The 14896-nt window shown below is 63.7% G+C and carries 11 protein-coding genes; 6 read left to right on the plus strand and 5 right to left on the minus strand.

Annotated features, from left to right (window positions below; all coding sequences use genetic code 11):
• Positions 1-8: 8 nt before the first annotated feature.
• The 3 genes from mdcA to JQ627_RS02230 form a co-directional block, all read right to left on the minus strand.
• A complete protein-coding gene (gene mdcA, locus JQ627_RS02220) occupies positions 9-1655 on the minus strand; it encodes a malonate decarboxylase subunit alpha (RefSeq protein WP_212482510.1) in 1647 nt (548 codons plus the stop codon).
• Complete coding sequence (locus JQ627_RS02225) at positions 1652-1906, minus strand: hypothetical protein (protein WP_212482511.1); 255 nt, start codon at positions 1904-1906, stop codon at positions 1652-1654. The genes mdcA and JQ627_RS02225 overlap by 4 nt, the downstream gene beginning before the upstream one ends.
• A gap of 94 nt (positions 1907-2000) precedes the next feature.
• Positions 2001-2786, minus strand: coding sequence for an alpha/beta hydrolase (locus JQ627_RS02230; RefSeq protein ID WP_212482512.1), 786 nt, complete (start codon positions 2784-2786; stop codon positions 2001-2003).
• A gap of 305 nt (positions 2787-3091) precedes the next feature.
• Between JQ627_RS02230 and JQ627_RS02235 the strand changes: the two genes are divergently transcribed.
• On the plus strand, positions 3092-3433 hold the full coding sequence (locus JQ627_RS02235; protein WP_212482513.1) for a hypothetical protein: 342 nt from the start codon (positions 3092-3094) through the stop codon (positions 3431-3433).
• 324 nt (positions 3434-3757) lie between these two features.
• Here JQ627_RS02235 and JQ627_RS38930 read toward each other — a convergent pair whose 3' ends face one another.
• Entirely contained in the window at positions 3758-4009 is a 252-nt protein-coding gene (locus JQ627_RS38930; RefSeq protein WP_249142832.1) for a hypothetical protein, read from the minus strand.
• Positions 4010-4185: 176 nt separating this feature from the next.
• Here JQ627_RS38930 and JQ627_RS02245 point away from each other — a divergent pair, with 176 nt between their 5' ends.
• From JQ627_RS02245 to JQ627_RS02260, 4 genes are all read left to right on the plus strand, one after another.
• Positions 4186-5358: an efflux RND transporter periplasmic adaptor subunit gene (locus JQ627_RS02245; protein WP_212482515.1), complete on the plus strand. Its 1173-nt coding sequence runs from the start codon at positions 4186-4188 to the stop codon at positions 5356-5358.
• Positions 5355-8498: an efflux RND transporter permease subunit gene (locus JQ627_RS02250; RefSeq protein ID WP_212482516.1), complete on the plus strand. Its 3144-nt coding sequence runs from the start codon at positions 5355-5357 to the stop codon at positions 8496-8498. The genes JQ627_RS02245 and JQ627_RS02250 overlap by 4 nt, the downstream gene beginning before the upstream one ends.
• A complete protein-coding gene (locus JQ627_RS02255) occupies positions 8485-8901 on the plus strand; it encodes a thioesterase family protein (protein ID WP_212482517.1) in 417 nt (138 codons plus the stop codon). Before JQ627_RS02250 ends, JQ627_RS02255 begins: the two co-directional genes overlap by 14 nt.
• 168 nt (positions 8902-9069) lie before the next feature.
• Positions 9070-11019 (plus strand): ATP-binding protein, encoded by a 1950-nt coding sequence (locus JQ627_RS02260; RefSeq protein ID WP_249142833.1) that lies wholly within the window; start codon positions 9070-9072, stop codon positions 11017-11019.
• 11 nt (positions 11020-11030) lie between these two features.
• Here the strand turns inward: JQ627_RS02260 and JQ627_RS02265 are convergent, their stop codons facing one another.
• The gene (locus JQ627_RS02265) at positions 11031-13322 is read right to left on the minus strand and encodes an FdhF/YdeP family oxidoreductase (protein WP_212482518.1); all 2292 of its coding nucleotides are present in this window, start codon (positions 13320-13322) and stop codon (positions 11031-11033) included.
• Positions 13323-13567: 245 nt separating this feature from the next.
• Between JQ627_RS02265 and JQ627_RS02270 the strand changes: the two genes are divergently transcribed.
• A complete protein-coding gene (locus JQ627_RS02270; RefSeq protein ID WP_212482519.1) occupies positions 13568-14815 on the plus strand; it encodes an oxalate decarboxylase family bicupin in 1248 nt (415 codons plus the stop codon).
• Positions 14816-14896: the final 81 nt, after the last annotated feature.

A 14896-nucleotide genomic window follows, 5' to 3' on the forward strand; every position in this document is an offset into this window, starting at 1 on the left:
GCCTGTCCTCACCAGTTCCTGAATTTCGATGGCGGCGCGTAGAGCCCGCCCGACCAGCGCACGAGATCCTTGATCGAGCGCGCCGCCAGCATGTTGCGATCCGCATCGAGCGGATTGATGCCGATATCTTCCGGCCGCCGGATCACGCCGCGCTCGCGCAGCAGCGCGACCATGCTGCGATCCCGCCCGCGACCGACGTCGGTGTATCCGGCGATGCCGCGGATCGCCTGCTCGCGTTCTTGCGCCGTACGGCACAACAGGAGGTTCGCCACCCCCTCCTCGGTGACGATGTGCGTGACGTCGTCGCCGTAGATCATTACGGGGGCGAGTTCGAGGTTCAGCTTCTCGGCGAGTTCGATCGCATCGAGCTTCTCGACGAACAACGGGACGTTCTTGTCGCCGAAGGTCTCGCCAATCTGCACCACCAGCTTGCGGCCCCGGCGCAATGGCGCCGGGCTGTCCGGATCGGCCTCCGCGCCGGCCTTGAGCCAGGGCTCGCTCGGATGCCTGCGTCCGCGCGCATCCGCGCCCATGTTCGGCGCGCCGCCGAACCCAGCGATGCGCGAGGTGGTGACGGTCGAAGAATTTCCCTGGAGATCGATCTGCAGCGTGGAGCCGATGAACATGTCGCAGGCATAGAGCCCGGCGGTCTGGCAAAAGGCCCGGTTGGAGCGTAGCGAGCCGTCGGGGCCGGTGAAATAGACGTCGGATCTGGCCCGGATGTACTCGTCCATGCCGACCTCCGAGCCGAACGAGTGAATCTGCCGGACCCAACCGGACTCGATTGCGGGAATGAGCGCGGGATGCGGATTCAAGGCGAAGTGGGTTGCGATCCTGCCCTTCAGGCCCAGCCTCTCGCCGAACGTCGGCAGCAGAAGCTCGATCGCGGCCGTGCTGAAGCCGATCCCGTGATTGATCCGCTGCACGCCATAGGGCGCGTAGATCCCCTTGATCGCGAGCATTGCGGTCAGGATCTGCCCCTCCGTGATCGCTGCCGGATCGCGCGTGAACAGCGGCTCGACGAAGAACGGCTTGTCGGACTTGACGACGAAATGGACGCGGTCCGCCGGGATGTCGACCCGCGGAACCGTCTCGACGATGTCGTTGACCTGGGCGATCACGACGCCGTCCTTGAACGCCGTTGCCTCCACGACGGTGGGCGTGTCCTCGGTGTTCGGACCGGTGTAGAGGTTGCCGTCGCGGTCGGCGCTGACGGCGGCGATCAGCGCGACGTGCGGGGTGAGATCGATGAAGTAGCGCGCGAACAGCTCGAGGTAAGTGTGAACCGCTCCCAGCTCGATCTTGCCGCCGAACAGCATGCGCGCGATGCGCGCCGATTGCGGCCCGGAATAGGCATAGTCCAGCCGCTTCGCGACCCCGCGGTCGAACAGGTCCAGATGTTCGGGGAGAACGACGCCCGACTGCACCATGTGCAGATCGTTGACCTTGGACAGATCGACCGCCAGCAGCGCGCGGCTCAAGAGATCCGCCTGCTTCTGGTTGTCGCCTTCGAGGCAAACCCGGTCGCCAGGCCGGATCACGGCCTCCAGCAGACGCGTGGCGTCGGGCGCTTCCACGACCTTGCCGTGGGCAAGTCCGGCACCGGCCGCGATGCGGGCATCGCGCGCGGCGCGGTTGTTCCGCCAGCTGGTCACGACGTTTGCTCCTTTGCGGCGTTGGCTCCACTCCAGAGTGCGCCGGCATTGGCCCGATCGGGATAGAGCTCCGGCATCGCCTCGCAGAACTCGAAAAGGACTACTTCCCGCTCGTCGCGGATCAGCGTCGAAGAGTTCGCGATCCACATCAGGTCCGGATTGCCGGACGGCAAGTCGCGGCTGAGTCCGGCTCGCTTCATGGTGGCCACGCTCCAATCCGGAACTATGCCGGTCGCCTCGATCATGCTCATGGAATTCTCCGGAGGGGCAGTCGGGCCGGCGGGAGTGCTGTCTCTCCCGCCGTCCTTCCTTCTGCCGGCCGTGCGTCAGGACCGGCAAAACGCGTCAGCGGGTGGCCGGTTGATCGATGCTGCGTGCGGCACGGGTGATGATCGCCGCCACTTCCTTCGGATGCGACTCGTAGACCGAGTGGCTCGCGCCCGGGATCACGGTGGTGTGGCTCTTGGCGCGCTCGTAATACCAGCGCTCGAGATCCGGATTGATGATCTGGTCGTTGCCGGCGACGATGCCCCAGCTCGGCTTGGTCTTCCACGCGGCCGCCGTCAACGGCGTGCTGAATACCTGCGTCGCGGCCAGCACCTGGGAGCGCGCGACGAATTCGGCCTGCTCACGCGGCAGATCGGGCGCGAACAGCTTGGGGAATTGCACGGGATCGAGATAGGTGAACTTGTCCGGCGTGACCTTGATGACGCCCTCGGTCTTTCCAAGCACGCTTGGCGTCTTCTTGCCCAGCGCCGATTCGTCCTCGCCGACGTCGGGCGCATGCGCAGCAACGTAGACCAGACCAACCACGTTGGGATGGACGCCCGCCTCGGTGATGATCGAACCACCGTAGCTGTGGCCGACGAGAAGCGTCGGGCCATCCTGAAGATCGAGAATCCGTTTCGCCGCCGTGACGTCATCGGCAAACGACGTCTCGGGCTCCTGCACCATGCTGACGCGGAAGCCTTCCTTGGTCAGGATCTCGTAGACCGGCTTCCAGCCGGACGCATCGACCCAGGCACCGTGCACCAGGACGATGTTCTTCGGGGGCTCAGCGCGCGCCGGGGCGACGGTCGCGAACAAGGAGAGAGCGGCGGCAAAGGCCAGGCCAGCGTTGAGTTGTTTCATGTCAGGATCACTCCGGGTTGGAATGATGCGACAGTAGTGTCGACGCTTGGGCGCGTATTTCGGCAAACAACGGCCCTTGCCACTTCGCACGTTGGGACATGCCGATCGCGACAACGGCTGCTCGTGCATCCTCGGGACACTGTCTAGCTAAGGCGCGCACTTCAAAACGCAGCGCATATGTCAGGCGTACAGACCTCTCATGACTGTGAACGGTCGGCGTTCATACGCGAAAGACGAACGATCCGCTTTGTTATTCAAGAGGTCGCATCTGATGCTGCTTGAAATCCATGCATGGGATCGGACACATGACATCCACGGCAAATCTCCAGATCGCGCTTCTCATCCTGTTGTGCGCAGCTTCGCCCGCGCGTGCAGGCACTTGTGCGGACGACATCGCGAAAACCCAGATCCAGCTGGATCAAGCCATCGAAAAAGACGCGGGCGCCCACGGCTGGCAGCGGGAAAGCCTCAGCGCGCTGCGCAGTCATCAACCGACGCCTCGCTCGATTGCAGAAGCCGAAGGCGGCCGCGGAGCGGTTTTCACGGATGCGCTAGATTCGCTTGATCGCGCGCGTACCGCCGATCAAATCGGCGACACAGGCACATGCAGCCGCGAACTCGCGCATGTGCGGGACATTCTGAAATAGCGAAGCCAAAGCCGGCCAACGGTGCTGTCATCGGCGAGGCAACTCGGCGACGCGGCCGGACGAAGACGAATGCCCGCTCACGATGCGTCGAATGCCCTTGTCGTCGTGCTGCCGGGTAGCGGGACGTGCGTTCTGGAAATACCCCGCCGTTCCGCATCTCTCTAGTGCTCGACAGCATTCAGCCGGAGCATTTTCCATGCGAGAGCAGCACTCATCGAACGACGTCGGCTCGGGAAGATCCGGATCGCGCCGGCTCACCCTGATGCAGCCCGCCGTGGCACTCATGGCCGGCATGCTTTGGCTCGTCCCGGCTGCGACGTCCGCTCAAACGACCATGCCCGGAATACAGCCCTCCACCGGCATGCTTGCAACGTCGCCGCTCAATCCGCAATCCACGCGGCCCGTCGGCGTTCCATTGGGATCGACCGAGATCGCAACGCCCGGCATTTCGCCACTTAATCCAGCGCAAGACATGGCGGGTTGTGCCGGAACGGGCAATACCGCCTCGCCCGGAGCGTTGTTCGACGGCGGCGGACTGTCCGGAGGCTCATCCGTCACCTGCAACGGCAGCATCATGGCGGCGTCTCCGCTGCCTTCAGCATCGACGGTCGGACGCGTCGGGATACCGCTCGGAGCCACCGAACTCGGCGGCGCCGGAATCAGTCCGTCCATCCCGGTGCAAGGCCCTGCCGCAACGGACAGCACGCCTTCGATCGGCGGCCCAAGCAATCCCTGACGTCCAGGACGATCTCATGAAACGAACTCTCGCCATCGCGCTTGTCGCTCTCGCCACGATCCTCGTCGGAGCCGGCCTCTGGTTCTTCGCCGCGGACCGGAAGCCGGTCGTCGCCGCCGCGCCAGTGCCCGCGGCCGTACCGGTGGTCACCGCCGCGGTCACCGGCAAGGACGTTCCGATCTATCTGCGCGGCATCGGCACCGTGATCGCCTACAACACCGATGTCGTCCGCAGCCAGATCCAGGGACAGATCGTCAAGATCGCCTTCAACGAGGGACAGACCGTCAAGGCCGGCGATCTGCTCGCCCAGATCGACCCGCGTCCCTACGAGGCTCAGATCGAGCAGTTGACGGCCAATCGCGATCGGGATCAGGCGCAGCTCGCCAATGCCGAAGCCAATCTCTCCCGCTACAATAAACTTGGCGACAAGGGCTATGCGACCCCGCAGCTGATCGACACGCAGACCGCGCAGGTGGCCCAACTCAAGGCGGCCGTGAAAGCGGACCAGGCGCAGATCGACGAGGCCAACGTCCAACTCAGCTACACGCGCCTGACATCGGCCATTCCCGGTATCACCGGCGTCCGTCAGATCGATGTCGGCAACGTGATTCATCCGACCGACCCGAACGGTCTCGTCGTCGTCACCCAGATCGAGCCGATCTCGCTGTTGTTCACCCTTCCGCAGACGGATCTGCCCGTGATCCAGGACCACACCGCAAAAGGACCATTGAAAGTCATCGCCTACAGCCAAGACAACAAGATGAAGCTCGGCGAAGGCACGCTGCTGCTCGTCAACAACGAGATCGCAGGGACGACCGGCACCGTCCAGCTCAAGGCCGAATTCGCCAATCACGAGCACCGGCTATGGCCGGGACAGCTGGTGAATGCCCGGCTGCTGCTGAAGATTCAGAAGGATGCGCTGACGGTCGCCGGCTCCGCAGTCCAGCAGGGCCCGAACGGCAGCTATGTCTATGTCGTCTCGCCGGACCAGACCGCTTCCTTGCGTCCCGTTCACGTCGCGCAGATCAGCGAGGGGCAGGCCCTGATCGACCAGGGACTGAAATCAGGTGATACCGTCGTCGTCGACGGACAGTATCGGCTGACGGAAGGAAGCCGGGTTCGGGAGTTGCACGGGAAGGCCGCGCGCGAGGCCGATCTGCAAAGCGCCGTGCAGGACGCGATCCCGTGAACCTTTCCGCGCCCTTCATCCTGCGTCCGATTGCAACCGCTCTGCTGATGGCGGGACTGCTGCTGTGCGGGCTTGCGGCCTATCCGCTGCTGCCGGTCGGCGCGCTGCCGAACGTCAATTACCCGACGATCCAGATCTCGGCGCAACTACCCGGCGCCGATCCGGCAACTATCGCGTCATCACTGGCGACGCCGCTCGAACAGCAACTGAGCCAAATCCCCGGCGTTACGCAGCTCACATCGTCGAGCGCGCTCGGCGTAGCCCAGCTCACGGTACAATTCGAGCTCTCGCGCACGGTGGACAGCGCGGCGGTGGACGTGCTGGCCGCAATCAACGCCGCCAGCCCCTTTCTGCCGCCGAACATCCCCTACCCGCCGACGATCAGGAAGGTAAATCCCGCAGAGACGCCGATCATGCTGATCGCGCTGACGTCGGATTCGCTGCCGCTGACCACGGTCGATGCCTACGCGGAAAACATCCTGCTGCCCAAGATTTCGCAGATTCCAGGCGTCGGCCTTGTCGGAATCGGCGGCCAGCAAAAGCCTGCGATCCGCATCCGCGTCAATCCGCAGGCACTTGCCGCCCGCGGCATCGGCCTCGAAGACGTCCGCAACGTGATCGCCGGCGCCAATGTCGACCTGCCGAAGGGCACGCTCAACAGCCCGCGCGTGACCTATACGCTGAATACCAACGATCAGTTGCTGAAGCCCTCGGCCTACGAAAACCTCATCATCGCCTATCGCAACGGCTCGCCGGTGCGGCTCCGCGACATCGGCACGGCGATCGAAGCGCCCGAAAACGACCTGCTGGCCGGCTGGTACGGCAAGGACCCCGCCATCATCCTGGCCGTCCAGCGCGTCCCTGGCGCCAACGTTATCGAAACCGTCGATCGCATCAAGAAACTGCTGCCGCAACTGCAAGCCTCGGTTCCACCGGCGATCAAGGTGACGATCGCCGCGGACCGTACCGCCACCATTCGCGCCGCAGTCTCCGACGTTCAATTCACCCTGCTGCTGACGGTCGCATTGGTGGTGATGGTGATATTCCTGTTCCTGCGGAATTTCTGGGCCACCGTCATCCCGGCGATCACTGTTCCCCTGGCGCTGATCGGCACCTTCGCGGTCCTCTATGTGCTCGGGTACAGCCTCGACAACCTCTCTCTGATGGCGCTGTCGATCGCGGTCGGATTCGTGGTCGACGATGCCGTGGTGGTCATCGAGAACATCGTGCGCCATCTCGAGCAAGGCATGACCCCGATGGAGGCGGCGCTCAAGGGCTCCAGCGAGATCGGCTTCACGATCGTCTCCATCACCCTGTCGCTGATCGCAGTGTTCCTCCCGCTGTTCCTGATGGGCGGCTACGTCGGAAAACTGTTCCAGGAATTCGCCGTCACGATCACCGCATCGCTGCTGCTGTCGCTGGTCATCTCGCTCACTTTGACCCCGATGATGTGCGCGCGCCTCCTGAAGGACGAATCGCGGAGAAAGCACGGCCAGCTCTATCTCCTGTTCGAGCGCGGCTTCGATGACCTGCTTGCGCTGTACGCGCGCGGCCTGCGCGTCGTCCTGCGCCATCGCTTTGCGACGCTGCTCGTGATGCTCTCGACCATCGTGCTGACCGGCTATCTCTACGTGATCATCCCGAAAGGCTTCTTCCCGCAACAGGACACCGGACAGATCGTCGGCATCACCGAGGCTGCCCAGGACATCTCCTTCCCCGCCATGTCCGAACGCCAGCAGGCGATCGTCGACGTCCTGTCAAAGGACCCGGCGATCCAATCGGTGGCCAGCTATATCGGTCCAGGCGGGCCGACAGCCACCCTCAACCAGGGGCGCATCTTCATCGTCCTCAAGCCGAAGCCCGAGCGCAAGGCAAGCGCCGACCAGGTGATCGCGCGGCTGGGGCCCCGGCTCGCCCACATCCAGGGCATCACACTTTATATGCAGGCGGCCCAGGACATCACGATCGGCGCACGCCTGTCGAAGACCCAGTATCAGTTCACTCTGACGGATGCCGATTCCAACGAGCTCACCCATTGGTCGGCGATCTTCCTGGAGAAGCTCCGCGCCCTGGATCTCATCACCGACGTCGCCAGCGACCAGGCCAATGCCGGCCCGAGGCTGGAGGTCACCGTCAATCGCGAGATCGCCTCGAGCTTCGGCATTCTGCCCACGACGATCGACAATACTCTCGACGACGCCTTCGGCCAGCGCATCGTCTCCACCATGTTCACCTCGCTGAACCAGTACCACGTGGTCATGGAGGTCGATCCAGCCTTCCAGTATGGGCCTGACGCGCTCAAGGACATCTATCTCAACTCGGCCACCGGCCAGCAGGTCCCCTTGAGCACGCTGGTTCACAGCGTCATCAAGCCCGCGCCCATTCTGATCAATCACCAGAGCCTGTTTCCCTCGGTGACGATCTCGTTCAACCTGCGGCCCGGCGTAGCGCTTGGCAACGCGGTGACGGCGATCCAGAAGATCGAGAAGGACACCGGCAAGCCCGCCTCACTGTCGACCTCGTTCCAGGGCAACGCGCAAGCGTTCCAGTCCTCCCTGTCCGGCACGCCGTTGCTGATCGGCGCGGCGCTGATCGTGATCTACATCATCCTCGGCGTCCTCTATGAGAGCCTGATCCATCCGATCACGATCCTGTCGACGCTGCCCTCCGCCGGCATTGGCGCGCTGCTGCTGCTGCTGGCGGTTCACATGGATCTCAGCGTCATCGCCATCATCGGCATCATCCTGCTGATCGGCATCGTCAAGAAGAATGGCATCATGCTGGTCGACTTCGCCCTCGAGGTGGAGCGCAAACAAGGGCTGAGCCCTGTGGAAGCGATCTACCAGGCCTGCACGCTCCGCTTTCGTCCGATCCTGATGACGACCATGGCCGCGCTGCTCGGCGGTGTGCCTCTGATGCTCGGCAACGGCACCGGCGCCGAACTGCGCCAGCCGCTCGGCTATACGATCGTCGGCGGCTTGATGGTCTCGCAGATCCTGACGCTCTACACCACGCCCGTGGTCTATCTCTATCTCGACCGGCTCGGCAATTGGCTCACCAAGCGCAAGCCGCATGCAGTCGAGACATCCACCCCCTCCACGAGCGAAGCAGATGCGGGACTGGGTCATGAGTCCGCTTGATCAGGTGACCGTCGGCATGACGGCGGAAAAGCTCGTGACCATCACGGCGGAGATGACGGTCGGCCACGTAGTGCCGGGAATGCCTGAAGTCTACGGCACGCCGATGATGATCCTGCACATGGAGATGGCGGCGGGATCGGCAATCCAGCCGTCCCTGCCGACCGGCTATGTCAGCGTCGGGATGATGGTCGACGTCCGTCATCTGGCGGCGACCCCAGTCGGCCGCACCGTGCGCGCGGTCGCACGGGTCGTCGCCGTCGAAGCCAGGAGCGTCCTGTTCGAAGTCGAGGCCTGGGACGGCGGCCGCAAGATCGGCGACGGGGCCCATCGGCGCGGCGTTGTCGACGTCGCCGAGTTCGAAAGGCGATTCGGGGTGACGAGGCCCGCCGCGGCGTTGGCTTAAGGTCGCGGAATCCTTCCCGCGGCAACATCCCGGATCTGCATGCAGGCTCGCAGGGTGACGCCGTGCGTTTTGACAAAGGGTCCGCGAAAACGCAAAAGACCGATTTTCCACGGTGCGGTACATCGCTTGCATCCTTCGTCCGGACATCCGGGCTCGGGAATTGGTCTCATGCCCGGCGAGTATCTCTTGGACCTCTTCAATCTGCTGGCCCAACTCGGACTCGCTCACGGAGGCAAGGAACCCGCGACGGTCCGTCACACGGGGATGGTCTGTCGCGCATCGTGGCCCGACCATTCGCGTTACGCCCATCCCGCCCTTTGGGTCCTGGGAGGCGTCGCGCTCGGCGTGTTGTCCTTCACTTGTTTCCTGCTCGGGATCGACCTCACCACCAGCGCCCTCGCCCTGGAGGCCGTCATTTTCGTGTTGTCGCTGCTTGCGATCGCGAGCCTGGTCAGGCGGCAGCACCGGCTCGAGCGAGAGGACGTCTTGCGGCGGCGTCAGGTCGCCTATCTCGCCGAGGCCCAGAAGCTCAGCCACACCGGCAGCTTTGGCTGGAACGTCGCCAGCGGCGAGCTGTTCTGGTCCGAAGAGACGTTCAGGATCTTCGATCTCGAGCCGACCTTGCCGCCGTCGCTCGACACAATCCTGAAGCGTACGCATCCCGACGATCTCAATGCCGTGCGCGAGGCGCTCGATCGCGCCGCGAACGACAGGAACGACTTTTCCCTGGAATATCGACTGATCCTGAACGATGGCTCGATCAGGCACATTCGCGTGGTCGCCCGTGGAATGTCTGAAGATCGCGGGCAATTTCGGTTCATCGGCGCGGTCATGGATATCACCGCCCAGAAGAAGGACCACACCGAGCTGGAGCGGAGCGAGCAGCGCTACCGCCATCTGTTCGGCCGCATGCCGATCGCCCTCCGTCAACTCGACGCCAGCAGACTGGTGGTGCTGTTCCGAAAACTGCGAGCCGAGGGCATCAAGGATCTCGGCAGCTATTTCGACAGCCATCCCGACTTTCTCCGGACCTGCATGGACGCGCTCTCGTTTCAGGAAGCCAACGAACGAGCCATCCAGATGTTCGGAGGAGGCGTCGACGGCTATGTCGGGCGTTCCATGTCCGACACCTGGAAGGCACGCCCGGATACGTTTCGGCGGGCCATGGAGTCCCGCTTTCGCGGTGAAACGAACTTCGAGGAAGAAACCAAGATGGTGACGTGGGACGGCCGCGTCGTCGACGTTCTCTTCGCCACGGCCCGCGTCGGTCCAATCAATGATCTCGAAATAAGCCTGGTCGCCACCATCGACATCTCGCAACACGTCCGTGCCCAGGAGAGGCTTCGGCAGGTGCAAGCGGAGTTCGCCCATGCGGCGCGCGTCTCGATGCTCGGCGAGCTCACCGCTTCCATCGCGCACGAAGTCAACCAGCCTTTGGCCGCCATCGCGACCAACGCCGCTGCCGGACTGCGCTGGCTGAACAGGCCCATTCCCGACATGGCCGAAGTCCGCAGCGCAATCGAAAATATGGTCACGGATACGAGGCGGGCCGCGAACATCGTGGCGCGCGTTCACGGGATGGCTTCGCGCAAGGCGCCGGAGCGTGCCGTTCTGTCGCTTGACGATGTCATCCGGGAGGCGCTTCTGTTCCTGCGCCACGAGATGGAATCCCGCGGCGTAACGATCCTGCACCGTCGCGATACGGAAGCTGCACTCGTGCTCGGCGATCGCACCCAGCTCCAGCAGGTGATCGTCAATCTGGCCATCAACGCCGTGCAGGCGATGACACAGGCGGGACGCGACCATGGCAGGATCGTCATCACCACCGCCACGCAGGACGCGACGACCCTGTGCTGCTCCGTGGAGGACAACGGTCCCGGCATCTCCGCCGAACATGCCGGTCGGCTGTTCGAAAGCTTTTTCACGACCAAAGAGTCCGGCATGGGCATGGGACTGCCGATCTGCCGGTCCATCGTCGAAGCGCATGGCGGCCGGATCGACGCCCAAGGCCTTGGCGCCGAAGGACTTAGCACCGATCGCGGCGCCCGGTTCTGGTTCACGCTGCCGATCGCGACGCCGGCGTCATCGCCACCATCCAGTCGGGACGCCGGAGCCTGACCCCGCCTGCCCTAGCGCGCCGGGGCCTTGGAGCGCACCAGGCGGATCGGGATGCCCTTGAATGACGGCGTGAAGCTTAGGGGATCGCGGGCGTAGAGCGGCACCAGCGGATTGGTCTCCGGATAGTACGCGGCACAGCAGCCGGTCGGAAACGAATACGCCACCACGCGGAAGTTGCACACGATCCGCTCGGCGCCATCGGTCGACTCCGTGATCAGGTCGACGCGATCGCCATCCGCGAGCCCGCGCTTCTTCAGTTCATATTCGTTGAGGAAGACCACATCGCGCTGGCCGAAGACGCCGCGATAGCGGTCCGACAGCGAGTAGAGCGTCGTGTTGTACTGATCGTGGCTGCGTATCGTGCTGAGCCACAGAAAATCCGGATCGGCCTGCGGCGGGTCCTCGCCGCACCCCTCGAACACCAGGAAATTGGCTTTGCCGGACGGCGTTGCCCAGACGCGCTCCCGCGCGGTCGAGGTCAGATGGAAGCCGCCGGGAATGCGGATACGGGCATTGTAGCTCTCGAAGGTGGGGAAGACTGCCTCGATCGCATCCCTGATGCGATCGTAGTCGCCCACAAAGACGTCCCAATCGACCACCGTGCGCTCGCCGAGCGTTGCCTTGGCGAGGCCTGCGATGATCGCGACCTCGCTGAGAAGATGCTCCGATGCCGGCTTGTTGCGACCGCCGGAAGCGTGGACCATCGACATCGAATCCTCGACCGTGATCGACTGCGGCCCCGATTCCTGAATGTCGATCTCGGTTCGCCCGAGGCACGGCAGGATCAGGGCGGCGCGGCCATGGATCAGATGGCTGCGGTTGAGCTTCGTGGAGACGTGGACGGTCAGATCGAGCTTGCGCAGCGCGGCCTGCGTCGCCTGCCAGTCGGGTATGGCCGCGGCAAAGTTGCCGCCCATCGCGAAAAAGACCTTCACTTCGCCACGGATCATTGCCTCCAATGCCGTCACGACGTTGTGCCCCGGCGCGCTCGGCGGTTTGAAGCCGAAGCGGTGCTCGAGGCGCTCGAGGAAATCCGCCTTGGGGATCTCCGTGATCCCCACGGTTCGGTCGCCCTGCACGTTGGAATGACCGCGAACCGGGCAAACGCCGGCGCCGTCGCGTCCCACATTGCCGCGCAAGAGCGCAAGATTGGCGATCTGTTGCACGTTGTGCGCACCACGCTGGTGCTGGGTAATGCCCATGCCGTAGACAAGGATGGCGCGCTCCGCCTTCATATAGGCGCCGGCGGCATATTCCAGGTCCTCGCGCGTCAGGCCGGACTGGCGTTCGATATCGGGCCATTGCGTTCGCTTGAGATCGTCGATCAGTCCTTCGATGCCGGCGGTGTGCCCGCGAATGAAATCCCAGTCCAGGATCTCCGGCTCCTCGGCAGCACGGGCGGCGTCGTCCGCTTCGACCAGGATCTTCATGATCCCCTTGAGGACGGCGACGTCGCCACCGACACGCACCTGGAACAGTTTCGAACTGATCGTCGTCGCCGACAGCGTGATCATCTCAACCGGACTCTGCGGCGCCTGGAAGCGTTCCAGCGCCCGCTCGCGGAACGGATTGAACGAGATGATCGAGGCCCCTCGGCGCGCCGCGTTGCGCAGACTGGTCATCATCCGAGGACTGTTGGTGCCCGGATTCTGGCCGAAGATGAAAATGCAGTCGGCCTTGTCGAAATCCTCCAACAGCACGGTCCCCTTGCCGACACCGAGCGATTGCGGCAGGCCAACGCTGGTCGCCTCATGGCACATGTTGGAACAGTCGGGAAAGTTGTTGGTGCCATACTCGCGCACGAAGAGCTGATAGAGGAAGGCGGCTTCGTTCGAGGTTCGCCCGGACGTATAGAACTCCGCCATGTTCGGATCCGGCAGCGCCTTCAGCTTGCGCCCGATCATTTCGAACGCATCGCTCCACTGCACCGGCAGATAGCGGTCGGATGCGGCGTCATAGGCTACCGGATGGGTGAGCCGACCGACCATTTCGAGGTCGTAATCGTTCCAGCTCGCGAGTTCCGTGACGGTATGCTCGGCGAAGAATTCAGGCGTGCAGCGCTTCGATGTCGTCTCCCAGGCGATCGCCTTGCCCCCGTTCTCGCAGAACTCGAATGACGATGTGTGCTTCGGATCGGGCCAGGCGCAGCCGGGGCAATCAAAGCCCTCCGGCTGGTTCATCCTGCTGAGCGTCGCTGCGCCCTTCAGCGGTGCCCGCTGCACCAGAAGCGCCTCGCTGAGCGCCTTGAGTGCGCCCCAGCCGCCGGCGGGTTCACGGTAGGGACGAACCGATTTCGTGGTCATCTCGATATCTCTCGATATGGCAATTCTCCGGGCCAGTTAAGGATCGCGCTGGCAGAGCCGTCTTTTCAAAACGAAGCCGAATTTCCCAATTGCACACGTTCGGAGCCCGTCGGCCGGCCGCAGCAGCCAGTGCATTCCCGCAAAAAGAGCGCCGTTCGCGGAAGCTGAAACGGCAACCAGAAACTAGGTTTGTCAGTTGGAGCCGTCGCTACGGGGGCTTTCGACATTTTCAGGAGCGACCCAAGATGTTTTCAAGACGTGATTTGCTGGCCATGTCCGCGGCAGGCGCCGCCATGGTCGGCTCCAGCGCGCAGGCCGCAACTTTCGGCAATCCGGACGAGCCGCCGCAGGGCGCCGTGAACGCCAAGAGCCCCGGAAGCCTGACCGATCCCGGTCCGCAAAATCCCGCGTTGGCCAAACAATTTCCCTCCGCGCAAACTCCGCCGGCGACTGACGTCGGCGGCCTGCCGATGGATTGGGCCTCGTTCAACAACGCACCGAGGCGCATCCAGGACGGTGGCTGGGCCCGTCAGGTCACGGTCGAGGATTTCGCCATCTCGAAGGAGATCTCCGGCGTCAACATGCGGCTGTCCGCCGGCGGCATCCGCGAGCTGCATTGGCACCAGGCGGCCGAATGGGCGATCATGACCTACGGCTCCTGCCGCATCACCGTGCTCGACACGCAGGGCCGTCCCTATATCGGCGACCTCAAAGCCGGCGACCTCTGGTATTTTCCGGCGGGCGCGCCGCATTCGCTCCAGGGCTTGGGTCCCGATGGTTGCGAGTTCGTGATCTGCTTCGACGACGGCCACGCCAATGAATTCAACACACTCCTGGTGACCGACTGGTTAGCCCATACGCCGCCCGAGGTGCTGGCGAAGAATTTCGGTGTTCCGGCGGAAGCCTTCGCCAAGATTCCGCTGCACAACCGGTGGATCTTCCAGGGGGCGGTGCCCGGCGATCTCGCCGCCGATCGCGCCGCAGTCGCCAAACATGCCGAAACGCCGCCCTACCCCTTCGTCCACTCGCTCGGCGGCTCGGCGCCAGTCAAGGAGAGTTCTGCCGGCAGCATCCGTGTCGCCGATAGCACCAACTTCAAAGTGGCCACCACCGTCGCTGCGGCGCTGGTGACGATGCCGCCGGGAGCTGTCAGGGAGATGCACTGGCATCCGAATGCCGACGAGTGGCAGTACTATATCAAGGGCAAGGCGCGGATGACGGTGTTCGACACCGGCCCCAATGCGCTGACGACGGACTTCTCGGCCGGCGACATCGGCTATGTCCGGCGCAATCTCGGCCACTATGTCGAGAACGTCGGCGACACCGAATTGCAGTTCATCGGTGTGTTTCGCGCGCCCCGCTACGAGGAGGTGTCGCTGTCCAATTGGCTGACGCACACGCCACCCCAACTCGTCGCCCAGCACTTCAACATAGACGAGAAGCTGATCGCGCAATGGCCGGACAACAGTCCCGGCGTCATGCCCAAATCCTGAACCGGGCCCGCAAGAGGTCTGAACGAAAAAGGCGCCGAAACCGGCGCCTTTCCTTTTTATCCGTGACAGCTCACGGCAACT

This window comes from Bradyrhizobium liaoningense, assembly GCF_018130785.1.
In the GTDB taxonomy this organism is placed as follows: Bacteria; Pseudomonadota; Alphaproteobacteria; order Rhizobiales; family Xanthobacteraceae; genus Bradyrhizobium; species Bradyrhizobium liaoningense_A.

What these genes read in the sequence shown, in the direction of transcription:
- JQ627_RS02225 (WP_212482511.1), bottom strand. Translation starts at nt 1,906, where the DNA reads ATGAGCATGATCGAGGCGACCGGCATAGTTCCGGATTGGAGCGTGGCC.
- JQ627_RS02230 (WP_212482512.1), bottom strand. Translation starts at nt 2,786, where the DNA reads ATGAAACAACTCAACGCTGGCCTGGCCTTTGCCGCCGCTCTCTCCTTG.
- JQ627_RS02235 (WP_212482513.1), top strand. Translation starts at nt 3,092, where the DNA reads ATGACATCCACGGCAAATCTCCAGATCGCGCTTCTCATCCTGTTGTGC.
- JQ627_RS38930 (WP_249142832.1), bottom strand. Translation starts at nt 4,009, where the DNA reads ATGATGCTGCCGTTGCAGGTGACGGATGAGCCTCCGGACAGTCCGCCG.
- JQ627_RS02245 (WP_212482515.1), top strand. Translation starts at nt 4,186, where the DNA reads ATGAAACGAACTCTCGCCATCGCGCTTGTCGCTCTCGCCACGATCCTC.
- JQ627_RS02255 (WP_212482517.1), top strand. Translation starts at nt 8,485, where the DNA reads ATGAGTCCGCTTGATCAGGTGACCGTCGGCATGACGGCGGAAAAGCTC.
- JQ627_RS02260 (WP_249142833.1), top strand. Translation starts at nt 9,070, where the DNA reads ATGCCCGGCGAGTATCTCTTGGACCTCTTCAATCTGCTGGCCCAACTC.
- JQ627_RS02265 (WP_212482518.1), bottom strand. Translation starts at nt 13,322, where the DNA reads ATGACCACGAAATCGGTTCGTCCCTACCGTGAACCCGCCGGCGGCTGG.
- JQ627_RS02270 (WP_212482519.1), top strand. Translation starts at nt 13,568, where the DNA reads ATGTTTTCAAGACGTGATTTGCTGGCCATGTCCGCGGCAGGCGCCGCC.